The sequence below is a fragment of the Helicobacter pylori genome, from assembly GCA_008032955.1.
GTDB classification, from domain to species: domain Bacteria; phylum Campylobacterota; class Campylobacteria; order Campylobacterales; family Helicobacteraceae; genus Helicobacter; species Helicobacter pylori_DC.
Map to the genome: position 1 here is coordinate 860,494 of CP032046.1, position 25,128 is coordinate 885,621.

The window sequence follows — 25,128 nt, forward strand, 5'->3', positions numbered from 1 at the left end:
GAAATCCTTTAACTCAAACGATTTTAATCTTTTTAGCGATGAGCATGAACATGGGCGGTAATAAGAGTAAGGTTAAAGCGCTTGAGGTAACCAAGCCTCCAAGCACCACGATCGCTAAAGGTTTTTGGACTTCTGATCCCACGCTATGAGAAAATAATAAAGGTATTAAACCCAAACCGGCAATGCAAGCGGTCATTAAAACCGGCCTCAAACGCCTTTTAGCGCCCAATAAAACGCATTCTTCTACGCTTTTTCCTTGCAAGAGAAGCTCTTTAAAATAGCCTATCATCACCACGCCGTTTAAAACCGCAATCCCAAAAAGAGCGATAAAGCCCACGCTCGCTGGTACTGAAATATACTCCCCCACCGCAAACAACGCAATAAGCCCTCCGGTAACCGCGAAAGGGATATTCAAAAGAATGAGCAAGGCTAAAGGAATGCTTTTAAAAGTAAAGAAAAGAATGAAAAAAATCGCTAAGATGCTTAAAGGGATAACGGTAGAAAGCCTTTTATTGGCCCGTTGCTGGTTTTCAAACTGCCCCCCATAAGTGATATAGTAGCTAGGGGGGAGCTTGATGTTTTGAGCGATGACTTTTTTAGCCTCTTCTACGAAAGAATTTAAATCGCGCCCCACCACATTGCTGCGAACCACGCTCATGCGCCTTGAATTTTCGCGCACGATAGAAACAGGGCCATCCACTTCTTCAATTTTGGCGATAGAAGTGATAGGCACTAAAACGCCATATTTTGAAGTCAAGGCCAAACTTTTAATCTTTGTGATAGAGCTTGCAAAATCGCTCTCTTGGCGGATCATCACTGGCGTGCGTGAAATCCCTGTAGGGATCACATCCACGATCAAACCCTCTAAAGCGGATTTTAAAAACTTGGAAAATTCATCGCTAGTGATCCCCACATCCGCCATCGATTCTTTATTGGGCGTTACATACAAGTAATTCACGCCCTCATTGAGCGTGGTTAAAACCTCACTAGATCCTTTAATCCCTTTTAAGACTTGCGCGATTTGAAAGCTCAACTCGTTTAAGGCGCTAATATCATCTCCAAAAATCTTAACCGCTAAATCCCCCTAACCCCTGTAAGCATTTCAGAAATCCGCATTTCAATGGGTTGGGTGAAAGAAAAGTTAATCCCCTTAAAGTCTTTTAAAGAATCCATGATTTTTTCTAATAATTCATCTTTGGTTTTTACGCTCCATTCTTTTTTAGGGATAAAAGAAATAAAAGTATCGGTTTGATTCAAGCCCCCTAAATCCAACCCCAATTCATCGCTCCCTGTGCGCGCGACAATGCTTTTAACTTCCTTGACATGCTTTTTAATCGTGCTCTCAATGTTTAACATGAGATCCCTAGATTGATCTAAAGAAATAGAGGGGGTGGTTTCCACGCTCAAAACCACATCGCCCTCATCTAAAGCGGGCATGAAATTCTTTCCCACAAAAGGGAATAAAGAAAGGCTTGCGATCAAAAAAACAAACGCTCCTAAAATCACTTTTTTAGGGTTGTGTACAAAAAATTCCAATAAAGGGGCGTAGATTCTGTTTAAAAATCTCGTTAAAAAGGTTTCGCTATGGGGCGTGGCTTTTAAAACAAGAGAGCTCACTACAGGAATGATCGTGATAGATAGAACTAAAGTGCCTAAAAGCGCATACACAATGCTTTGCGCTAAAGGCCTAAACATCTTACCCTCTAAACCCTGTAAGGTCAAAATCGGCACAAAAAACACAATGATGATCACCACCCCGCTCACCACTGAAACAGCGATTTCTTTGCATGAGCGATAAATCGCATGGAGTTTAGTGGTTTTAGTGTTAGCGCTCAATTTTTCAAAAGCGTTTTCCACCACCACCACGGCTGAGTCAATGAGCATGCCTATAGCGATAACCAACCCCCCTAAACTCATCAAGTTTAAAGTCAGATCGCTAAGTTTGATAAAAATAAACGCCACAGACAAGCTTAAAGGTAAAATCACCCCCACAGCCACGCTCGCCCTCAAATTCCCTAAAAATAAAAAGAGCGTGATGATGATTAAAACAACGGCTTCAATGAGGGTTTTAGAAACGGTGGCAATGGCTTTTTGCGTGAATTCTGAGCGATCATAAAAAACATTAATGGAAACGCCGCTCGGTAAAAAGGGTTTTAATTCCTCTAACTTTTGATACACTTGAGTGATGATTTCTTTGGTGTTAGCGTCTTTTAAAGAAAGCACCAAGCCCTCTGTGGTCTCGCCCACGCCATCTTTAGTAACAAACCCCAAGCGGGTGCGAGACTGGCTGATGACTTTTGCAAAATCCTTAATGTGCAAATGCCCCAAATTCGTGGAAACGGTGATTTTGCCAATGTCTTCCAAACTCAAAGAAGCGGTTTGGATTTTGACTAAAAAAGTCTCGCCATCCCTATCCACGCGCCCCGCTCCGCTGTTTCTTAAATTCACTCTTAAGGCTTCTTCCAAATCAGAAATGCTTATCCCAAGCCTCGCCATGTCGTTAAAATCCGGCACCACCACAAACGCTCTGCTAAAGCCTCCAATAGAATTGACATCCGCCACGCCGCTAATCATTCTTAATTGCGGGCGGATCACAAAATCTAAAAGCTGTCGTTTTTCTATTTCAGTGATATTGCCATCAATGGTGAACATAAAAATATCCGATAAGGGCGTAACAATGGGCGCCATGCCCCCCTCAACCCCAACGGGTAAATCTTTCATCACGCTGCTCAAGCGTTCATTAACAATGTTTCTCGCTAAATAAATATCCACGCTGTCATCAAAATCTATCGTGATGTCTGAAATAGAATATTTTGAAATACTTCTTAAAGATTTTTGCCCTTTTAGCCCTAAAAGCTCCAATTCTAAAGGGCGCACGATGTTGTTTTCCATTTCTTCAGGGCTAGAGCCGGGGAGTTTTAAAATGATTTTAACTTGAGTGGGCGAAATATCTGGGAAAGCGTCTACTGGCGTGTTGATAAAACTATAAGTCCCAAAAAACAAAACAAGAATCGCGCCAACAATCACGATTATTCGCTGGCGTAAGGAAAATTCAATAATGGAAGCGAGCATTATTCTTCCCCTAAATTATTAATCATGCCTTTTAACCCTATCAATGACCCCACTGCCACGCTGTCATTGGGGTGTAAATTTTGAGCGTTCACGATAAAAATCTTGCTGCGCTCTTCTAAAACTTGAACCACCACAGGCCTAAAACCTTTAGGCGTTCTCACAAACACTAAGTAATCTTTCCCGTTTCTGATTAAAGCGTTTGAAGGGATTAAAACGGAGTCTTTGGGTTGTGAGCCTTGAATATACATTTCTACCATTTCCCCCACATGGTAATTGCCCTCATCTAATAAAGCGGTGGCTAAAATCGTGTTAGAGCCTTTGTCTAACACCACCGAAACGCTTTGGATCTTTCCGATTTTTTCCCCCTCTTCATTATAGACCGGCGAATCCCTTTTAATGGTTTTAGAAACGCCTACAGGCAATTTGATTTGAGCGATCAAATCATCGCTTTTTGAAATACGCACATAGCTGGTGAAAGCCAAAATCTTCTCGCCCACATTTTTAGGCGCTAACGCTAAAAGACCGCTGTCTCTAGCCACAATCCTAAAACCATACTGCCCTTTAGGGTTTTTGGGATCCACGCCAAAGCTTTTAAACGCGCTCTCTAATTGTTCTACCTTCAAGCCCATTTCCTGGCTGACTAAAAAGCTATTTTGATACTCCCTTTTAGGGATCACCCCGGCCCTATAAAGCTCTAAATCTTTTTTAGTGATATCTTTAGCGATTTTTAATTTATTTTGATTGTTTTGCAATTCAAAATACAAATTGCTCAAATCAATAGAGCTCACTTCACAGATCGCATCTCCAGCCTTCACCTGCTCGCCCTCTCTTTTATAAACAGCGACCACAGACGCATCAAAACTCAAGCTCTGCACCACAGAGCTTTTGCTGTCAAAATCAATATAAGCGTTAAAAGGAAGCCCTTTACTGAAAATCTCTTTATCTAATTTAATCACCTTTAACCCCATGGGTTGCAAGTTTTTTTCTTCTAAAACAATTTCTGGATACTCTTTGGCCTTTAAAGAAACACCCAAAACGCCCATTAACATAAGCCACCATAACGCCCGCCTCAATGCAATTCTCCTAATCTGGTCAAGCTCTCCCCTAAAGTCTCTTCTAAAAGCGCGCTAATATCAATGTATTCAATCTTGGCTTCTGCTAGAGCGATGAGAGCGTCCATGTAAGAATTTTGATAAATCAAGTATTCAAAAAGCCCGATTTTTTGGGCTTCATAAGCGATGCGCCCCATTTCCATCAAACGCTTCTTATTGGCAATGGCTTCTTTTTGGGTTTCAATGTATGCTTCTTTAGTTTTGAGCTGGTTTAAGTAGGAGTTGGCGTTGATTCGTATGTTTCGTTTCATCACTTCATTTTGCGCGAGCGTCCCGCTTTGCAAATCCAAGAATTTACGCTTTTGATAGATATTTTTAGGCGTTACCGGCAAAGGGATACGCACTTCTATAGAAAGATTAGTGGAAGAGTTATAGCTTTCAGAGCCAATCCCGAATTCAAATGCATTAAACACGTCTCTATTAGCCAATTTCGCATTCACCTGATAATCTTTAGCCGTCAAATCCAAAATATCCACATACAACGAGCGATCCAATTTAAACTTTAAAGCTTCAGGTTCTAAGTGCACGTATTCAAAATCCAAACCGATCACCTTGACATCATGCAAATGGTCTAAATAAGTGTCAAAATGCGCCCCCTCTTTGACCGGCTCCACAATCGCTAGCATCGTGTCTAGCATTTTTTCTAAATCTATGAGTTTGGTTTCCACATTGGTTTTAGCGAGTTTGGATTCCAAATAAGAGTTATTGAAGTTGATATAATCTTTTTCGCTCATGCTGCCGGCTTTAACTTTTTCTTTAGCGATTTTGAGCTGCGAATAAAAGTTCGCTTCTCGTTGCACATACACCTGATATTTTTCTTTAGTCATCACATAAGTCAAATAAAGGCGTTTAGCGCCAATAAAAGCGAGATTTTTATTTAATTGATAGCTTTTATCGTATTGAATGGTTTTAATAGAAAGGCTTTTGGATAAAAGCGAACTCACCCATGGGAGCTTGGGTCTTACCACTAAAAGGGTTCTGGGCTGCGCTTCTATGATGCCTTGGAAGTTTTTCACCATAGAGGTTTCATTCTCAATGTAAGGGAAATCCCAAGCGTTCACGGAGCGTTGATCATTCAAACGGCTTTTAAAATCGGCTTTTTTGCCGATCAACTCCATTGAATTAATTTCTACTTCTTTAAAAAACTCTTGTAGGGTAAAGATTTTCGCGCTAAGCATGCCCGCACTAAACATGCTCATTAAAAAAGTTACCCCCAAATAAAAACGCTGGACTTTGCGTTTGACAGAATTAAATCGCAATTTCTTTAATATCCCCAATCTCTAAGAAACTTTGATACACGCCCCACAAGAAATTTTTACGATTTTTTTGGATTTCTATATCTTTATCCATCACTAGCACGCTTTTAAAATATTCTTCTAAAGGCGCATGCAAACCAAAATAAGCCTCTATTTTGCTATCCAAACTCTCAAAAGCGCTCGTTTTGATCGCATTGAACGCTTCAAAAAGGGCATGCTCTTGCGATTCTTTGAAAAGACTCGTAGAAAACCCGCTTGATTCGTTAGGGTTTCTGTCTTTATTGATATTGGCTAGGCGTTTGAAAGCGCTAAAAAGCAACTCTTTTTTTTGAGCGTTCTTAGGATCGTCTAAAAAGCGTTTTAAGGCTTTGACTTTTTGAATGATTTTAACAATATCTCGCTCATTGGTGTTTAACACGCTCCTTATAATAGAGGGGTTACAATCTATTAAATTATGAAAGCGCTCCAGTAAAAACTTCTCTAAAACCTCTAAATCAAAGCTTTGATAAACGCCCACTTTTTCAAAGAGGTTTTTTAAATCCGCTTTTAAATCAAAACCTAACCCGTAATGCACGATGATTTTCAATAGCCCAAAACTCAAACGCCTTAAAGCAAAAGGATCTTTAGATCCGCTAGGGATTTTACCCGCACTAAAAAGAGAAAACAGGCTGTCTAATTTCAAGCTCAAAGCCACGATCGCGCTAAAAACACTAGAGGGCAAGGGGGCGTTTTCGCTTGCGGGCAGATACTGCTCTTTCAAGCTCAAAGCGACTAACTCGTTTTCATTTTGTTTTAAAGCGTAGTAATAGCCCATGATCCCTTGAAGCTCGCTAAATTCATACACCACTTCACTGAGTAAATCCGCCTTAGCGATTTTAACGGCTCGGCTAACCAATTCAAGGGCTTTTTCTAAAGGCATGTCTAAAGATGAAATATATTTTTGCGTCAAATATTGAGCGATGGTTGATTCGCGCTCCATTTTATCTTTTAAAGTCCCTAAACCTTGCACAAAAACCACGCTCTCTAAAGGGGCGTTATCTAAAGGCTTTTTGAGATCGTTTTCATAAAAGAAAACCGCATCGCTCAAACGGGCTTTTAAAACCTTTTGATTGCCTAAAATGATTTTTTGCTTGTCTTTATTGATAGCGTTACTCACCACAATAAAGCCGTTGTGTAATGTTGGGCTCTCTTCTTGGCTTTTTTGACAAAAGGTTGCAAAATAGCGTTGGTTTTCTTTCATGGAAGTGATAATGATTTCACTGGGTAATTTTAAAAACGCCTTGTCAAACTCCCCTAAAAGCGCACTGGGGTATTCCGTGATCGCTACAACTTCATCTAATAAATCCCTATCTATTTCCACGATGATGTGGTGCTTTGTTTCTAGCTCTTTAATTTCTTGTAAGATTTTCGCTTCGCGCTTTTTAGGGTCTAAAATGACATGGTTTTTTTCTAAAACTTCAAAATACGCTTTAGGGCTATCCACTTCAATAAAATCAAAACCCTCTTGTCGGTGCGCTTTGGTGGCTTGCTTGGTTTTAAAGCCATACTCTTTAACTTCAATATCGTTAAAATTTTCCCCATTAAACAACACGCAAATATTATGAATGGGCCTGATAAAGCTTTTTTCCACATTGCCCCAACGCATGGACTTCCCAAAATTCAAACCCTCTAAAAACTCTAACACAATGGGCATGATTAAGTCTTTTGTAGGCTGTTTGGCGTGGATTTTAGCGTGATAAAGCACTTCTTTATTGTTTTTAAACGCGGTTTGGAAATGCTGGTGATCTTTTAGTCCTAATTTTTGATAAAACCCTAAACCTAGAGCGTTCAGCCCTTGCGTTTTATCTTGATGATTGCATGCGATTTTAACGGGAGGGCCAAAAAATTCCTCTTTAGTTTCTTGCGTTAAAAGAGGAAAGTCTTTAACGAACAAACACAAGCGCCTAGGGGTGTAAAAAACCTCTATATTTCCCACTTCTAAAGCGCGTTTTTGAAAAAGATCGTGGAGTTTTTTAGGCATTTCTTTATATTCATTCAATAACGCTTGTGCGGGCAATTCTTCAACTAAAATCTCTACTAACAATTCATCTGAATGCAAAATCTCAATTCTCCCTAAAAAACAAAATCACTTTTAAGACTAAATCATGTTAGAATTATACTTGAATTTATTTTTAGTTTAGTTTATTTTTTAAATACAAAAGGTAGGCGTTTTGAAACATTTGACCCCACTCACTCACACCCTTTTTAAAGCCTTATGGTTAGGCGTAGCCTTAAGTGCATCTTTAAGCTTAGTTGCAGCAGAAAACCCCACTAAAACAGAGCCTAAGCCCGCTAAAGGGGTTAAAAACAAGCCCAAATCGCCCGTTACTAAAGTCATGATGACCAATTGCGATAATCTTAAAGATTTTAACGCTAAGCAAAAAGAAGTCTTAAAAGCCGCCTATCAATTCGGCTCTAAAGAAAATTTAGGCTATGAAATGGCAGGCATTGCGTGGAAAGAATCATGCGCAGGGACTTATAAAATCAATTTTTCGGATCCGAGCGCGGGCATTTACCATGCGTATATCCCTAGCGTTTTAAAAAGCTATGGGCATAATAACAGCCCCTTTTTGCGTAATGTGATGGGGGAATTGCTCATTAAAGACGATGCGTTTGCTTCTGAAGTGGCCCTAAAAGAGTTACTCTATTGGAAAACGCGCTACCACGACAATCTAAAAGACATGATCAAGTCTTACAATAAAGGCAGTCGTTGGGAAAAAAACGAGAAAGCTAACGCTGATGCTGAAAAATATTATGAAGAGATACAAGATAAAATCAGGCGTTTGAAAGAATCTAAAATCTTTGACTCGCAGTCCAGTAATGATCAAGAATTGCAAAAAAGTGCTAATAGTAACTTGGATCTAGACCCTATTGGCAACGCCATGCCCCAAACTTTAGCTAAAACAGAGACCAAAGAAACTCAAATAGAGGAAACTCAAACGCAAAAATCTCAAGAAATGAAAGAGGCAACTAGCGAGCAAATAACCAACAAGCCAGAAAAAGAAAAAGATAAACCCATGTATTTGGCTCAAATCAATAGCGCTGATTTCACACCCGCTAAAAAAAGCCCCAAAAAACCGGCTAAAGTGAGTCCAAAACGCTCCCCCAAAAATAATATAAATAATACTAAAAGCAACGCTAAAACCGCTTCCAAAAATTCCAAAAATAAAGAAGTGTGCAAAAATTGCTCTCCAGGGCAAAGGAACGCGATTTTAGCTAACCATATCACCATCATGCAAGAGCTTTAAAAAGTCCTAAAAATGGCGCAAAAAACTCTTTTGATTATCACTGATGGCATTGGGTATCGTAAAGATAGCGATCATAACGCATTCTTTCATGCTAAAAAACCCACTTATGACTTGATGTTTAAAACCTTGCCTTATAGCCTGATTGATACGCATGGCTTGAGCGTGGGCTTACCTGAAGGGCAAATGGGAAATTCTGAAGTGGGGCATATGTGCATTGGGGCTGGTAGGGTGCTCTATCAGGATTTAGTCAAAATTTCTTTAAGCCTTCAAAACGATGACTTAAAAAACAACCCCGCTTTTTTAAACACGATCCAAAAAAGCCCTGTGGTGCATCTTATGGGTTTGATGAGCGATGGAGGCGTGCATTCACACATTGAGCATTTTATCGCTCTGGCTTTAGAGTGTGAAAAATCCCATAAAAAAGTCTGTCTGCATTTAATCACCGATGGGCGCGATGTCGCTCCTAAAAGCGCTTTAACTTATTTAAAACAAATGCAAAATATCTGCAATGAAAACATTCAAATCGCTACCATAGGTGGCCGTTTTTATGCGATGGATAGGGATAATCGCTTTGAAAGGATTGAGCTTGCGTATCATAGTTTAATGGGGCTTCATCACACGCCTTTAAGCCCTAGCGAGTATATCCAAAGCCAATACGATAAAAATATTACCGATGAATTTATCATGCCCGCTTGTTTTAAAAATTATTGTGGCATGCAAGATGATGAAAGCTTTATTTTTATCAATTTCAGGAACGATAGGGCTAGAGAAATCGTGAGCGCTTTGGGTCAAAAGGAATTTAGCGGCTTTAAGCGTCAAGCTTTTAAAAAACTCCATATCGCTACCATGACGCCTTATGATAACACTTTCCCCTACCCTGTTTTATTCCCTAAAGAAAGCGTTCAAAACACGCTCGCTGAAGTGGTGTCTCAACACAACCTGACCCAAAGCCATATCGCTGAGACTGAAAAATACGCGCATGTAACCTTTTTCATCAATGGCGGAGTGGAGACGCCTTTTAAAAATGAAAACCGGGTGCTTATCCAAAGCCCTAAAGTTACCACCTATGACTTAAAGCCTGAAATGAGTGCTAAAGAAGTAACCCTTGCGGTGTTGGAGCAAATGAGATTAGGCACGGATTTGATCATTGTGAATTTTGCTAATGGCGACATGGTGGGGCATACAGGGAATTTTGAAGCGAGCATTAAAGCGGTAGAAGCGGTGGATGCATGCTTAGGGGAAATCCTTTCACTGGCTAAAGAATTGGATTACGCCATGCTTTTAACAAGCGATCATGGGAATTGCGAACGCATGAAAGATGAAAACCAAAACCCCTTAACCAACCACACCGCCGGGAGCGTGTATTGTTTTGTTTTAGGGAATGGAGTCAAATCCATTAAAAATGGGGCGTTAAACAATATCGCTAGCAGCGTGTTAAAGCTCATGGGCATTAAAGCCCCAGCAACGATGGACGAACCCCTATTTTAAACTAAAGGAAAAGAATGCAAATTGATGATAAACTATTGCAACGCTTGGAAAAATTGAGCATGCTAGAGATTAAAGACGAGCATAAAGAGAGCGTTAAAGGCCATTTAGCGGAGGTTTTAGGCTTTGTAGAAAACATCTTCGCTTTAGAAACTCATGCACTAAAAACGGATACAGAGCTATGCACCCCCTTAAGAGAAGACGAACCCAAAAGCCAACCTAACATTGCCAAAGAGATTTTAAGCCGAAACAAACACAGCCAAGATCATTACTTCGTTGTGCCTAAAATCATTGAATAGGTTTTATATCAAGTTAAAAGCTTGATTTTTGAAATCAAACAGACAGAAAAAAGCTATCGCTTGACTGAAATTAAGCTTTTTACTATTTTATTTTTAAAAGCGCTTTCAGCCTTTTTTTAACTCATCAAGAATTTCCACTAGCCTTGCAACCGCCTTTTTGACTTCTTCATGCGTGATAATATAAGGGGGCATGAGATAAATGGTGTTGTTTAAAGGGCGCAACAACAAGCCTTTTTTTAGAGCTTTTTTAAAAACCGCCAAACTCAAACGCTCTTTGGTTTGAATAAAGACTTCAAAGGCAAAAACCATGCCCAAATGCCTTAGATTAGACACCACTTGTTGCTCTATCAAGGGTTTTAACGCGTTTTGGAGCGCGTTAAAAATAAACTCGCTCAAAGCCTTGTTTTTTTCAATAACATTTTCTTTTTCAAAAATATCCAGCGTGGCGTTCGCGCATGTGCATGCTAGGGCGTTTCCTGTGTAGCTGTGCGAATGCAAAAACGCTTTATTTTCTTCATAGGGGGCGTAAAATTGGTTATAGATTTCATTATGCGTTAATAGCGCGCTTAAAGGCAAATACCCCCACTAATCCCCTTAGACAAACATAAAAAATCAGGCTCGATCCCGCATTGCTCATAAGCAAACATGCTCCCTGTGCGCCCAAACCCGGTAGCGATTTCATCAAAAATAATGTGGATGTTTTTTTGCTTGCACCATAAAACGGCTTGTTTTAAATACTTCGCGCTATAAATATGCATATTCCCCGCGCATTGCAAAAGCGGCTCTGCAATGAAGGCGCAAATTTCTTCACCATGCTCATCTAACAAACGCTTTAAAGCGTTCAAACTATTTTCTATTTCATTGTCGTTTTTAGGCACGGGCGTGATGAGATTCTTGAGCAATAAGGGGGTGTAAGTGTCTTTATAAAGTTTCACATCGCCCACGCTTAACGCTCCCAAAGTCTCGCCATGATAAGAATTAGAAAGCGATAAAAAAAGCTTTTTAGGGTGCGTTTGATTCTTTAAAAAATGGGCGTGATAGCTCATTTTCAAAGCGATTTCAACACAAGATGAGCCGTTATCCGCATAAAAGCATTTGTCCATGCTAGTGAGTTGGCAGAGCCTTTGAGAGAGCGTGATGATAGGCTTATGGCTAAAAGAGGCCAAAAGGACATGCTCTAGATCATCAATTTGATTTTTGAGCTGTTGGCTGATATAGGCGTTATTATGCCCAAAAAGATTCACCCACCATGAGCTGATTAAATCCATGTAGGCGTTATCATTAAAATCATAGAGGTAAATCCCTTGAGCTTTTTTAATGGGGATAATGGGGAAATTTTGATGCTCTTGCATTTGCGAGCAAGGGTGCCAAAGGTATTCTAAATCCAAAGCGGCCAGATTTTCTTGAAAATTCATGTTAAAAACTCTCTATAATAAGGATAATTTTAATAACCTTTGGTTAAAATAGGGTTATTTAATTTTACTATAAGGTTGTTTAAACCTGAATTTCACATTTTTGATTTTTTAAAGGGATTAGAGTTCTTATGATTGAATGGATGCAAAATCATAGAAAGTATTTAGTGGTTACAATATGGATAAGCACGATCGCTTTTATTGCTGCCGGGATGATAGGCTGGGGGCAATACAGCTTTTCTTTAGATAGCGATAGCGCTGCCAAAGTGGGACAGATTAAGATTTCTCAAGAAGAATTAGCCCAAGAATACCGCCGCCTTAAAGACGCTTATGCTGAGTCTATCCCTGATTTTAAAGAACTCACCGAAGATCAAATCAAAGCCATGCATTTGGAAAAAAGCGCGCTAGATTCGCTCATCAATCAAGCTTTATTGAGGAATTTCGCTTTAGATTTAGGGCTTGGCGCTACGAAACAAGAAGTGGCCAAAGAGATCAGAAAAACGAGCGTTTTTCAAAAAGATGGCGTTTTTGATGAAGAATTGTATAAAAATATCTTAAAACAAAGCCATTACCGCCCCAAACACTTTGAAGAAAGCGTTGAAAAGCTTTTGATTATCCAAAAAATCAGCGCTCTATTCCCCAAAACCACCACCCCTTTGGAGCAATCCAGTCTATCGCTTTGGGCAAAATTGCAAGACAAATTAGACATTCTTATCCTAAACCCTGATGATGTTAAAATCTCTCTTAATGAAGAAGAGATGAAAAAATATTATGAAAACCATAGAAAGGATTTTAAAAAGCCCACAAGCTTTAAAACACGCTCTTTATATTTTGACGCTAGTTTAGAAAAAACTGATTTGAAAGAGTTGGAGGAATACTACCATAAAAACAAGGTGTCTTATTTGGACAAAGAAGGGAAATTGCAGGATTTTAAAAGCGTTCAAGAGCAAGTCAAGCATGATTTAAGCATGCAAAAAGCGAATGAAAAAGCTTTAAGGAGCTATATCGCTCTAAAAAAAGCGAACGCAAAAAACTACACCACGCAAGATTTTGAAGAAAACAACTCCCCCTATACTGCTGAAATCACGCAAAAACTCACCGCTCTCAAGCCCCTTGAAGTCCTAAAACCAGAGCCTTTTAAAGATGGTTTTATCGTGGTGCAGCTCATCTCTCAAATTAAAGACGAATTGCAAAATTTTGATGAAGCCAAAAGCGCTCTTAAAACCCGTTTGACTCAAGAAAAAACCCTTATGGCGTTGCAAACTTTAGCTAAAGAAAAACTTAAGGATTTTAAAGGGAAAAGCGTGGGCTATGTAAGCCCTAATTTTGGAGGCACTATTAATGAACTTAACCAAGAAGAGAGCACGAAATTTATCAACGCCCTTTTTAACCGCCAGGAAAAAAAGGGGTTTGTAACCATAGGTAATAAAGTGGTGCTTTATCAAATCACAGAACAAAATTTCAACCACCCCTTTAGTGCAGAAGAAAGCCAATACATGCAGCGTTTAGTTAATAACACTAAAACGGATTTTTTTGATAAAGCGTTGATAGAAGAATTGAAAAAACGCTATAAGATAGTCAAATACATTCAATAATGCAAGGGGAAATCATGGAACATAAAGAAATCGTTATAGGGGTTGATATAGGCTCTAGAAAGATTTGTGCCATAGTGGCTGAATTTAAAGACGGGATTTTACGCATCATTGGCACCGCTCATCAAGACTCCAAAGAAATCAATTCAAAAGCCATCAAAAGAGGGCGTATCAATAGCCTTGCTCACGCTTCTAACGCCATTAAAGAAGTGATTAATAGTGCTAAAAAAATGGCAGGTTTGAACGCTGATGAAGACAAGAATAACCCCATCTCCTTTAGAGAATCGTATTACCCTAAAACTAAGGCGATCGTTTCTTTTTCTGGGGCTTATACTGAAAGCATTAGAGATATCACCGGTGTGGCCAGTACCAAAGACAATGTGGTTACTATAGATGAAATCAATCGCGCTATCAATAACGCATGCGCTAAAGCAGGCTTGGATAACGACAAACATATTTTGCATGCCCTCCCCTATCGCTTCACTTTAGACAAACAAGAAGTGAATGACCCTTTAGGGATGAGCGGGACTCGCTTGGAAGTCTTTATCCACATTGTCTATACAGAAAAAAACAACATTGAAAATTTAGAAAAAATCATGATCCAATCTGGAGTGGAGATTGAAAACATCGTGATCAATTCTTATGCAGCCTCGATTGCCACCTTGTCTAATGATGAAAGGGAGTTGGGCGTGGCTTGCGTGGATATGGGCGGAGAGACATGCAACCTTACGATTTATAGCGGCAATTCCATACGCTATAACAAATACTTACCCATAGGCTCTCACCATTTAACCACGGATTTATCGCACATGCTCAACACCCCATTCCCTTACGCTGAAGAAGTTAAGATCAAATATGGGGATCTTTCTTTTGAAAACGGAGAAGAAACGCCCTCTCAAAGCGTCCAAATCCCTACCACTGGCTCTGATGGCCATGAAAGCCATATTGTGCCGCTTAGTGAAATCCAAACTATCATGAGGGAAAGGGCTTTAGAAACTTTTAAGATCATCCACAGGAGCATTCAAGATAGCGGCTTAGAAGAGCATTTGGGCGGAGGCGTTGTGTTAACCGGTGGGATGGCTTTAATGAAAGGGATCAAAGAATTAGCCAGAACCCATTTCACTAATTACCCGGTGCGTTTGGCGGCCCCTGTGGAAAAATACAATATCATGGGCATGTTTGAAGACTTGAAAGATCCTCGCTTTTCAGTCGTGGTTGGCTTGATTTTATACAAAGCAGGGGGGCATACCAATTATGAAAGAGACTCTAAAGGGGTTATCCGCTACCATGAAAGCGATGATTACACAAGAACAGCCCATCAATCAAGCCCTACCCCCCATATCCATTCATCGCCCACAGAAAGGAATTTGAGCGATTTAAAAACCCCTAACGCTCCTTTAAACACCGCTAAAAACGATGATTTCTTGCCTATAAAACCCACCGAACAAAAAGGTTTTTTTAAAAGTTTCCTTGATAAGATTTCTAAAATCTTTTAAGATACAGCCATTTCTTTATGCGATAAAAACGCCTTGATAGTTAAGAAGCCAGAAAACATGGTATAATCCTTTAGCTATTTATCAAAGTTTAAGATTTGCAAAAATCGTATCTCAAGGAGAATGTGGCTATGGTTCATCAATCAGAGATGGAAAATTATAATATTGGTCAAGCGAGCATTGAAGAAGTAAGCGATCCAGCTTATAAAGGGGCTAAGATTGTCGTCATCGGTGTTGGAGGTGGGGGGTCTAACATGATCAAACACTTGGTTGAATACGGCGTGCATCAAGATGTTACCCCCATTGCAACGAACACTGATGGCCAACACCTCAAAAACAATCCCGCTCCGGTTAAAATCCTTTTAGGCAAAGAGTCTACTGGAGGTTTAGGTGCTGGAGGGGTTCCTGATATTGGTAGGAAAGCCGCTGAAGAAAGCGCTAATGAAATTAGAGAAGCGATTAAGGACGCCAAATTAGTCATTGTCTCTACAGGGCTTGGAGGAGGGACTGGGACTGGAGCCACCCCTACTATCGTTAAAATCGCAAAAGAAGTGGGAGCGCTCACGATTGCTATCGTTACCAAGCCTTTCAAATACGAAGGATCTCAAAAAAGCAAGAAAGCCGAAGAGGGGTTAAAGGAATTGGAGCAATCTAGCGATTCTATTTTGGTTATCCCTAATGATAAAATTCTTTTGACCATGAAAAAAAACGCCAGCACAAAAGAATGCTATAAAGAAGTTGATGATGTCTTGGTTAGAGCTGTGAGCGGTATTTCTACGATCATCACTAAGCCCGGTGATATTAATGTTGATTTTTCCGATTTAAAAAGCGCTCTTGGTTTTAAAGGCTTTGCGTTAATGGGTATTGGTGAGGCCACTGGCGAAGAATCCGCTAAATTAGCGGTGGAAAATGCGATCCAATCGCCTCTTCTTGATGACGCTTCTATTGATGGGGCTAAGAGCATTATTGTCTTTTTTGAGCACCACCCTGATTATCCTATGTATGCTTATTCTCAAGCTTGCATATCTATTCAAGAACGAGCCAATCAAGATGTTGATGTTAAGTTTGGCCAACACACGAGCGAGAGTATCCCCATTGATCATGTGCGCGTTACTATCATTGCAACCGGTGCTGAAAGAAACAGCGGTGGAGCGGGTTTGGAATCTATCGCTACGCCCTCTCAGCCTGTGGTGAAACAAACAAGAAAAGTGGGTAATAGCGATTTTTTAAGAATCCCCACTGAAGAAGAACTATCCACACCCACAGCCATAAGGATCCAACAAGATTGATTGCAGATCTCGCTTTTCTCCCCTATTTTTATAGGGCTATAATAAAGCGGTTTGTTGGGTTTGCTCTCATTCATTTTTAGAATAAAATTAAGAAGCTTTGATTTTAAAACTTTGATTTTTCGTTATGCTGATTTTTAGAGCGTTTAGAGAGATTTTAAAGTGCTTAAAGGGGAATATCCCAAAGCACCCCTTGGTTAATGAAACGCTAGAAACCCATTTGGCAAAAACCAAGAGCTTTGTTTTTCATGCTTGCGTAAATTCATAAACTCCGTTATAGATTTGGGAAGTCAATGCATTTTTAATTTGATTGAGTTCTGCATTCTTAAGGACGGATTTGGGGGACTTCAATGACTAGCTGATTGAAATCCTCACCGCTTTATCAATCTCAAAGATAAAATCATAGCACTTATTCAAGCTGTTATAAGTGGTGTCTTTAATCAAAGCATAAACTAGGTCTATGTTTTCTGTTTGTCTTATCGCTAATAAGGTGTCGTGGGATAATTTCGCGCTCACATTGATGAACTGATTTAAAAGGTCTTGTTCGTTAATGGAACAATACCCAGCGTTAGTATCAAATTGATTAGTTTTAAGGGGTTTGGGTTTGTATGTGTTATCTAGAACGCTATCCATAGTAAAGGAAGCGTTCAAGTCGTAGGAGTATCCAGGAACCCACTTGCTCCAATTTTCCCAACCACCCCTAGTTCCTCTTATTTTTCTCTGCCCGTTCTCTATCAAATTGGCTTTTAATTTAGCAAGAACACTGTTAGCGGTATTACCTTGAGATAAGGCTTTATAGCCACCAAACCCAAATCTGCTTGTTTTTCCATCAGCTTTTATTTTACGCATAAACTCCGTGAAAGCAATCAAAAAGTCAAGGTTTGACTGACCATTAGGTAAGGCTTCATCAGCGATAGAGTTCCTAAATTTAGGGTCTTTTAATTCAGCAAAGGGTTCTCCAAGTCTTGTTTTTTTCCATCAAGCATCAAGTAGGGGTAATGGGTGGTGCATATTAAAGTGAATACAGCCCCACGCTTATCTTTATGGCTGTTGATAATAATGCTGTCTTGGTTGAACTCCCTACCCAAATTCACTATGATGTCTTTGAATTGATTTTTATTATGGAATGGTTTGAGTTCAAAACAAATGAAGCTAGTTTCTATGTTAGCTTGTGGCATACCTGCTTCTCTGTAATAACCTTTAACAATTTTGTATCCTATGTAGCCCTTGTATAGGTCTAGCTTTTTTCTCAACCACTTGGTTCTTTTTTCGTTATCAGTGTTAGTGAGCATAAAGGGTTTTAAAAGGGTTTCAACTTCCTCTTTTTTCTCGCCCTCTGTTGTCGCATTCAGTTCTAAAATCTTGGTGGCTTCTTTTAATCCATAATCCGCAATAATGGCTTTATCGTTATAAGTTCTATAACCAGAGATAACTGCTACTGGGCAGTTTAGCATCCGATCGCATAATCGGCTCATAGATAAAGCGGTGGTATTCATTTTTTGAGCCATAGTCAAATCATCATAATGCACTAGGTTATTTCTTTTTGACCTTGTGTTTAAAACGGCTCTTAACGCTGACTTTTTCTTATCATACTCTTTTAGCTGGGCTGATAGGGGTTGGTTAGAATTGACAGAGATTTTAAAGAGAGGTAGTTGGCTTCTAGCTTCCTTGCATTCCTTAAAGGCGGGCATCAATGAGAGATGATAACGAGTTAGAATGGATAGGGTTTTTTTCGCTATTAAGCTAACTTGGTGCGTTTAGAATTATTAGCACCGATGAAAAGGTTTTTAAAATCGCTTGACATGGGTTATCCTTTAAAATCAACCATCATAACCAACGCGTCTCACGCCAATCACTTAGAAGAGTCTTGTTTGTTGATAGAAATATCTAGCTTGTTGAAAGGGATTTCAATGTGGTTAGCGTCTAGGGCGTTTTTGATGCGTTCAATGAGTTCGCTCCTCACATTAAAGATCCCATCTTCAATCTTTGCCCAAACCCTAATGGTGAAATTCAGCGAACTTTGTCCAAAATCCGTGATCCCAATAAAAGTGGGCATGTTTTTATCAATTTTTTCCATTGAGTCAATAACATCTTTTATAGTCTTATGCACCAGTTCAATATCGCTCTCATACCCTACCCCACAAACCCATTCAATGCGCCGACACGCCGTATTATTGCTATTAATAATATTAGAATTGGCGACACTTCTATTGGGTAAAACCGCCAAACGTCCGTCATGCAAGCGTAAAGAAGTGTTAAAAAAATTAAGTGCTTCTACTTTGCCCTCTAGACCAGAGATTTCAATGATGTCTCCTTTTTTGAACGGGTGCAAGATGATAAGGATTATCCCTCCGGCAATGCTTGAAAGGTAATCTTTTAAAGCCAACGCCACAGCGATCCCCACCGTTCCTAAAACAGTGATAATGGAGGTGGTTTGCACGCCTAGCGTGCTGAGCGCGATGATTGTAGTAATGATAAGGATTAAGATAAAAGTAACCTGCGCGACAAAATTCGCCAAAATCTCATCCTTTTTGGATAAAAGTTTCATGGTTTTGTTCCGTAAGAAAAACGAAAAATAAAAACCTATACAAAAGACAATGACAGCCTTGATTAAGATTATCCCAAAATGCTTTGCCTGCGGGAAAAAATCCACTAACAGCGTTTTAATCTCATCCATAAATCTTTCCTTGCAAATCACAAAATCGCTAAAAGAGACAAGATAACTTACCCTTATGTAGCTAATTTTGACATGTTAGCATGTTTAGGACTAACCTTATTACCACAACTCAAACGCTCAATCCAGTATTAGCGATAAATTCAGTGGCTTTTAAGATGCTGTCTAATGAAAAAGGGTTTTTGAGTGTTGAACCTAGAGATTACTTTACGCACACCCCCTACTTGATGGCTACCACTTACTATATGGCAATGGTTTTTCCCTAGCTTGGCTTTAATGGATTTTATCGTTACTCTATCAACAGATACCGCTCTATAAGATTTTCGCATAAAGGCTATGGTGTGTTTAAAAGTCTCTGAGTAATTCTTTAAGAATTTAGGGGAGTTGGGGCTTTCTCAATTTTGGTCAATATTGATGTGGTTAGCAATCTTAATTTTTTGACCCCTTTTATAAGGCTTATAGCCTTCACCCTTCCTTTTTCTCAAAGAATGCGGATTTTAAAGGGTAGTGAAATACAACCACGCTTCAGAGCTGTTGCTAGTAGAATACACCACGCTATCTTGTTCGTATTGGTATCCTAACTCTCTAACAATTGTCAATAAATCCGCACCTAATGCGTAGATAAGAAAGCTAGGTTCTTTACTGCCTTGATAAACGCCATTGACTTTAATATAACCGATTTTTGGGTATAGCTTTTTAATATCAGCTTCTCATTCCTTGTTTCTTTGGACATTCTCTGCATCGCTCATTAGGTATTTAGAAAGGATAGTACCAACAGACCCACTTATAATAATCCACAATCATATCAGCGGCGGTATCAAACCCGTAATCTTGCCATAAGCTCAACTTAAACTCTCTGTTAGCTGAAAGACAACCACACTTATATAGGTGTTTATACAACCTAGGAAAGGAGCGGTTATGCTGTATTTTTCTTTTTTAGTCAGCTCATCAAACGCCTTTAAGTTAGGGTTATTCATAGCTTCACTTAAAGTCGTTTTTAAAGTCGGTTTGATTTTGTAAGTTTTCATAGCATTGATGAGACTTTGACTGACTTTATCGCTTGTAATGTTGAAATTTTTCATGGGTTAGTTCCTAGAACGCTATCCAACCTGAACGCCTTTTTCATATCCACATAACCGGAAAGTGCCTATTACCCCACCCGTTGTGCTAGTTTTCATTCTATTAGCGTCAAGTTTGGCTTTTAAACTCTGTAAGGTGTTTTCGGCTATTTGTGTGGGTTTATAGAAAAAGAACTTCTTTCCGTGTATTTTTGAATAAGCACTTTGGAATGATTTAGTGCTAGGGTTCATATCTTTACCAAAACTGACAAGCTCTGATTTTCCTATTAACTGACCGAATTTACATTTCCTGTGTATTTTGCCAGAGAAGCCATAAGCCTCAACCCCATCAAGGTTTGGTGTGGTGCAAATAAGACTAAATCTAGCATAAACCTTACCGCTTTCTTCTGTTATCTTAGGACACCACGCAATGCTGTCTTGCTCGAATTTGTTTCCTAATTTGATGAGTTCTGCTCTTAAATCAAAGCGATGGTCTTTGAGCGTATAGACAAAAAAGAAACTTCATTACTAGGAATATCGCTAGCTTTTTCTTGGCAAGAACCTTGAATAGTAATAAATCCCACTTCAGGGTATAACGCTCTTAAGAGAGACTTGAGGTGTTTAGTCCGCTTCATATTGGTTTCTCTAGTATAATTCCCCATGAATACTGAAACAATTCCGCATTGACCCTCTATCATATGTTCATAAACCCTAGATAGACCCGCAGCGCTCAAGTCAGCCCTTTCTGCTTCTGTGAAAGCTATTGTTCTTTTTAAGTTAGGGTTACTCGCTCTCAATTTAGCGAATTTTTCAGCCGTCCCATAATGATTAATTCAGGTTCAGTGCCATTCTTTAACTCTGACTTTTTAACATTTTAAAACCACTAGACATTGACTACCTTTTCAAATTTATTTATTATAGTTGTTATCTTACACTAATTATATAGGGATAAAAACCCAAGAAACTAAAAATAGTGATACTATATAAAACAAAGTAAAACATACCAATGCGTGTTATCAAACCATTAAAAACAATAAAAAAAACTTAAACAAAATAAGCAAGCAAAAACCTTTAAATAAAACAATAAAACCCCAAAAAAACCTAAACTAAAAAATTTAAAAACAAAAGAAATAAAAAAGCAACAGAAAAATAAAGCACTAAAATATAATCAATAATAAAATTAAATAAAAAGCAAGATTGAAAAACATTTCCCTATCCCTGCACCGACCTACATTCCCACTCTTGAAAAGAGCAGTATTATCAGCGATGAAGAGCTTGACTTCCAGGTTCGGAATGGTTAACTGGGTAGTTCCTCTTCTCTAAAGGCACAAGGAAAAGGGAGCTAAAGATAAAACACATTTACCCTTAACTCCCCTTTCTCTTTATAGGGAGCTGTTTTTTAACAAAGAAGATCGTTAATAGCCTTTAACTTTAAACCATTGAGATGGTATCTCATTCCTCATTAAAGTTCAATCCTATAAAAGTCTTTATAAAACTCCAACTCTCTTACACTCAGTAAGGCAGTGGTAACTTATTCGCGCTCTATTGTCGTTATCTTATACAAAAAGCAAAAAACAAGCCAAACGCTCTATTAGTAGTAGTCAGCTAAACGCATTACTGCACTTACACATCTACCCTATCAAGCACATAGTCTTTGTGCGAGCTTCAGGGAAAGTTCATCTTGGAGTTGGCTTCCTGCTTAGATGCTTTCAGCAGTTATCACATCCGTGTGTAGCTACCCAGCGATGCTCTTGGCAGAACAACTGGTGCACCAGTGACACGTCCATCCCGGTCCTCTCGTACTAGGGACAGCTCTCCTCAACTTTCCTACGCCCACGGCAGATAGGGACCGAACTGTCTCACGACGTTCTGAACCCAGCTCGCGTACCGCTTTAAATGGCGAACAGCCATACCCTTGGGACCTGCTCCAGCCCCAGGATGCGATGAGCCGACATCGAGGTGCCAAACCTCCCCGTCGATGTGAGCTCTTGGGGGAGATCAGCCTGTTATCCCCGGGGTACCTTTTATCCTTTGAGCGATGGCCCTTCCACACAGAACCACCGGATCACTATGACCGACTTTCGTCTCTGCTTGACTTGTATGTCTTACAGTCAGGCTGGCTTGTGCCATTACACTCAACTTGCGATTTCCAACCGCAATGAGCCAACCTTTGCAAGCCTCCGTTACTTTTTAGGAGGCGACCGCCCCAGTCAAACTACCCACCAAGCATTGTCCTGCCTGTGGATAACACAGGCCAGTTAGCTAACAGAAACATCAAGGGTGGTATCTCAAGGATGGCTCCATAAGAGCCAAAGCCCTTACTTCAAAGCCTCCCACCTATCCTGCGCATGATATTCCCATTAGCAGTGCTAAGTTGTAGTAAAGGTCCACGGGGTCTTTCCGTCTTGCCGCGGGTAGGAGGAATTTTCACCTCCACTACAATTTCACTGAATCTCTGGTTGAGACAGCTCCCATCTCGTTACGCCATTCATGCAGGTCGGTATTTAACCGACAAGGAATTTCGCTACCTTAGGACCGTTATAGTTACGGCCGCCGTTTACTCGGGCTTCAATTCAACGCTTCATCTTGCGACTGACGCATCCTCTTAACCTTCGAGCACCGGGCAGGCGTCACACCTTATACTTCCTCTTACGAGTTGGCAAAGTGCTGTGTTTTTGGTAAACAGTCGGGAGGGACTCTTTGCTGAGACCACATCGCTGTGGCACACCTTATCGCGAACTTACGGTGCTAGTTTGCAGAGTTCCTTAACCAGAGTTCTTTCACGCGCCTTAGAATACTCATCTCATCTACCTGTGTCGGTTTGCGGTACGGACGACTATGGATATGCTTAGAGGCTTTTCTTGGCACGACGGTATCAGCGATTCTCCCTTTGTCCTAAAAGGACTCAAAGAGCCTGTTTGGGTTTCAAATACAGAGGTGGATTTGCCTTCCCTCCAATCTACACCCTTAGACTAGCGCTTCCATCAGCTAGCTCGCTTAACCCTATGCGTCCCCCCATCACGCTCCATAGTCGGTATTGGAATATTAACCAATTTGCCATCACCTACCCCTTTCGGACTCGGCTTAGGACCCGACTAACCCTACGATGACGACCATCGCGTAGGAAACCTTAGATTTACGGCGGATACAATTCTCATATATCTTATCGTTACTCATTCCTGCATGCTCACTTCATACCGCTCCAGCACTCCTTACCGGTATACCTTCAACGCTGGTATGAACGCTCTTCTACCACTGTGTCAAACACAATCTACAAATTCGGTGTCTATCTTAGCCCCGTTATATTTTCAGCGCATGACCACTAGACCAGTGAGCTGTTACGCTTTCTTTAAAGGATGGCTGCTTCTAAGCCAACCTCCTGGTTGTTTGAGTAGCCACACATCTTTTTCCACTCAGAATAGAACTTAGGGACCTTATTTGGTAGTCTGGGTTGTTCCCCTTTTGACGATTGATTTTATCACCCACCGCCTGACTCCCAAGATACGATAAAAGGTATTCGAAGTTTGATAGGGTTTGGTACCGCGGCGAGCAGCCCTAGCCCAATCAGAGCTCTACCCCCTTTTATTATCACTTGAGGCTATACCTAAATATATTTCGAAGAGAACCAGCTATCACTAAGTTTGTTTGGCCTTTCACCCCTATCCACAGCTCATCCCAACCCGTTTCAATGGGTACGAGTTCAGTCCTCCACGCGCTATTACACGCGTTTCAACTTGGCCATGGATAGATCACTTAGCTTCGGGTCTGCAGCATCTGACTTGATCGCCCTATTAAGACTCGCTTTCGCTACGGCTTCGCATTCGCTTAACCTTGCCAGATACCACAACTCGCAGGATCATTATGCAAAAGGCAGTCCATCACCCTGATAAATCATAGGGCTCTGAATGATTGTAAGCAGATGGTTTCAGGTTCTATTTCACTCCGCTCACTGCGGTTCTTTTCACCTTTCCCTCACGGTACTTGTTCGCTATCGCTCAAAGAGTAGTATTTAGGGTTGGAGAGTGGTCTCCCCGGCTTCAACCTGGATTTCTCGTGTCCTGGCCTACTCTGGATCCTGCTACCTAAAAACGCCTTGTCGCATACAAGGCTATCACTTTCTATGGCTTACCTTTCCAGGTAACTCTGCTAAAGCGTTCTCTTGGACGTTGCAGTCCTCAACCCCGAATGCAAGCACTCGGTTTGCCCTTTTCCCCGTTCGCTCGCCACTACTTAGGGAATCTCGTTGATTTCTTTTCCTCTAGTTACTGAGATGTTTCACTTCACTAGGTTCGCTCTCTATAATTAGAGTAACTAATATCTCTATTAGTTGGGTTGCCCCATTCGGACATCTACGCATCAAAGCTCCTTGACAGCTCCGCATAGCTTATCGCAGTCTAGTACGTCCTTCATCGCCTCTCTTTGGCAAGGCATCCGCCATCTGCTCTTAAAAGCTTGTTTTAAATTTTAAAATATCCTTTAAAACCCGCCCTTTTATAATGAATAACGACAATTGCACGAATATTCTTCAGCGCTACCACTGCCTTAATGAATATAAGACAGAGTTATTGTAGTTTTACTTTACTTTTACATAGGCTATTAACAATGTTAAATCAAATAACTTCGTTTTTCTTTAAAAACTTGCTATAATCACTCTCAAATATTAAACCCTTTAAGAAGACTAAAAATGCTTGATCCCTAATCTTTTTTAATCGCCAAGTTTAATCAGCTGGTGGGCTTTTATATTTTTATATTTTATAATTAAAGCCTTTAGCTTTTATAACTTGCTTGAGTTTGAATTAAAGAACTTTTTAAAGCTTGTCTTTAAAAACGAAATGTAATTATAGACATCTAATGCTTAAAGTTTGCTTAAAGTTTTTGGAATGTGAAAGAAAATTTAGAGTTTGAAAGAAATTTTAGAGTTTGAAAGAAATTTTAGAGTTTGAAAGAAAATTGAGAGTTGGAAAGGAATTTTAGAGTTTGGAAGGAATGGATAAAAGTTATTGGAAATGATTGGGGAGTGATTGGAATTAGGGGGTAGCAAAATAAAGCTTTAAGATAAAAACACATTATTATAAAATAAGATAAAAACACATCATCATTAA

The 25,128-nt window shown here is 39.9% G+C and carries 13 protein-coding genes, 2 rRNA genes and 6 pseudogenes; 6 read left to right on the plus strand and 15 right to left on the minus strand.

Features of this window, described 5'->3' with window-relative positions; translation table 11 throughout:
* Positions 1-13: 13 nt before the first annotated feature.
* The 4 genes and pseudogenes from D2C72_04160 to D2C72_04175 form a co-directional block, all read right to left on the minus strand.
* Positions 14-3,075 (minus strand): annotated as a pseudogene (locus D2C72_04160) (efflux RND transporter permease subunit).
* Positions 3,072-4,145 (minus strand): sodium:proton antiporter, encoded by a 1,074-nt coding sequence (locus D2C72_04165; protein ID QEF43535.1) that lies wholly within the window; start codon positions 4,143-4,145, stop codon positions 3,072-3,074. The pseudogene D2C72_04160 and the gene D2C72_04165 overlap by 4 nt, the downstream one beginning before the upstream one ends.
* Positions 4,142-5,383, minus strand: coding sequence for a hypothetical protein (locus D2C72_04170; protein QEF44185.1), 1,242 nt, complete (start codon positions 5,381-5,383; stop codon positions 4,142-4,144). The genes D2C72_04165 and D2C72_04170 overlap by 4 nt, the downstream gene beginning before the upstream one ends.
* 49 nt (positions 5,384-5,432) lie before the next feature.
* Positions 5,433-7,538 carry a glycine--tRNA ligase subunit beta gene (locus D2C72_04175; protein QEF43536.1) on the minus strand — a complete coding sequence of 702 codons (2,106 nt, stop codon included), beginning with the start codon at positions 7,536-7,538 and terminating at the stop codon, positions 5,433-5,435.
* Positions 7,539-7,650: 112 nt separating this feature from the next.
* Here D2C72_04175 and D2C72_04180 point away from each other — a divergent pair, with 112 nt between their 5' ends.
* Genes D2C72_04180 through gatC form a run of 3 tightly spaced genes read left to right on the plus strand, consistent with a single transcriptional unit; the run spans position 7,651 to position 10,511 of the window.
* A complete protein-coding gene (locus D2C72_04180; GenBank protein QEF43537.1) occupies positions 7,651-8,727 on the plus strand; it encodes a hypothetical protein in 1,077 nt (358 codons plus the stop codon).
* 12 nt (positions 8,728-8,739) lie between these two features.
* Positions 8,740-10,215, plus strand: a complete 1,476-nt coding sequence (locus D2C72_04185) for a 2,3-bisphosphoglycerate-independent phosphoglycerate mutase (protein QEF43538.1) — start codon at positions 8,740-8,742, stop codon at positions 10,213-10,215.
* Between the two features lie 14 nt (positions 10,216-10,229).
* Positions 10,230-10,511, plus strand: coding sequence for an Asp-tRNA(Asn)/Glu-tRNA(Gln) amidotransferase subunit GatC (gatC, locus tag D2C72_04190; GenBank protein QEF43539.1), 282 nt, complete (start codon positions 10,230-10,232; stop codon positions 10,509-10,511).
* A 105-nt stretch (positions 10,512-10,616) separates the two neighbouring features.
* Here gatC and D2C72_04195 read toward each other — a convergent pair.
* Positions 10,617-11,926: pseudogene (locus D2C72_04195) on the minus strand (adenosylmethionine--8-amino-7-oxononanoate transaminase).
* A 128-nt stretch (positions 11,927-12,054) separates the two neighbouring features.
* Here D2C72_04195 and D2C72_04200 point away from each other — a divergent pair.
* The 3 genes from D2C72_04200 (at position 12,055) to ftsZ (ending at position 16,297) form a co-directional block, all read left to right on the plus strand.
* Complete coding sequence (locus D2C72_04200; protein QEF43540.1) at positions 12,055-13,518, plus strand: peptidylprolyl isomerase; 1,464 nt, start codon at positions 12,055-12,057, stop codon at positions 13,516-13,518.
* A 14-nt stretch (positions 13,519-13,532) separates the two neighbouring features.
* Complete coding sequence (gene ftsA / locus D2C72_04205) at positions 13,533-15,011, plus strand: cell division protein FtsA (GenBank protein ID QEF43541.1); 1,479 nt, start codon at positions 13,533-13,535, stop codon at positions 15,009-15,011.
* 128 nt (positions 15,012-15,139) lie between these two features.
* Complete coding sequence (gene ftsZ / locus D2C72_04210; GenBank protein ID QEF43542.1) at positions 15,140-16,297, plus strand: cell division protein FtsZ; 1,158 nt, start codon at positions 15,140-15,142, stop codon at positions 16,295-16,297.
* A gap of 351 nt (positions 16,298-16,648) precedes the next feature.
* Here the strand turns inward: ftsZ and D2C72_04215 are convergent.
* The 10 genes and pseudogenes from D2C72_04215 to D2C72_04260 all read right to left on the minus strand — a co-directional run bounded on the left by D2C72_04215 (position 16,649) and on the right by D2C72_04260 (position 24,485).
* Positions 16,649-17,472, minus strand: a pseudogene (locus tag D2C72_04215) (hypothetical protein).
* Positions 17,454-17,985: pseudogene (locus tag D2C72_04220) on the minus strand (hypothetical protein). The pseudogenes D2C72_04215 and D2C72_04220 overlap by 19 nt, the downstream one beginning before the upstream one ends.
* A 161-nt stretch (positions 17,986-18,146) precedes the next feature.
* On the minus strand, positions 18,147-18,971 hold the full coding sequence (locus D2C72_04225; GenBank protein ID QEF43543.1) for a mechanosensitive ion channel family protein: 825 nt from the start codon (positions 18,969-18,971) through the stop codon (positions 18,147-18,149).
* Positions 18,972-19,111: 140 nt separating this feature from the next.
* On the minus strand, positions 19,112-19,297 hold the full coding sequence (locus tag D2C72_04230; GenBank protein ID QEF43544.1) for a hypothetical protein: 186 nt from the start codon (positions 19,295-19,297) through the stop codon (positions 19,112-19,114).
* Between the two features lie 168 nt (positions 19,298-19,465).
* Positions 19,466-19,717 (minus strand): annotated as a pseudogene (locus tag D2C72_04235) (hypothetical protein).
* Between the two features lie 93 nt (positions 19,718-19,810).
* Positions 19,811-20,050 carry a hypothetical protein gene (locus D2C72_04240; GenBank protein ID QEF43545.1) on the minus strand — a complete coding sequence of 80 codons (240 nt, stop codon included), beginning with the start codon at positions 20,048-20,050 and terminating at the stop codon, positions 19,811-19,813.
* Positions 20,051-20,068: 18 nt separating this feature from the next.
* A complete protein-coding gene (locus tag D2C72_04245; protein QEF43546.1) occupies positions 20,069-20,440 on the minus strand; it encodes a hypothetical protein in 372 nt (123 codons plus the stop codon).
* A 231-nt stretch (positions 20,441-20,671) separates the two neighbouring features.
* Positions 20,672-20,900, minus strand: a pseudogene (locus tag D2C72_04250) (hypothetical protein).
* 341 nt (positions 20,901-21,241) lie between these two features.
* Positions 21,242-21,359 (minus strand): 5S ribosomal RNA (rrf, locus tag D2C72_04255).
* A 237-nt stretch (positions 21,360-21,596) separates the two neighbouring features.
* Positions 21,597-24,485 (minus strand): 23S ribosomal RNA (locus D2C72_04260).
* Positions 24,486-25,128 lie beyond the last annotated feature (643 nt).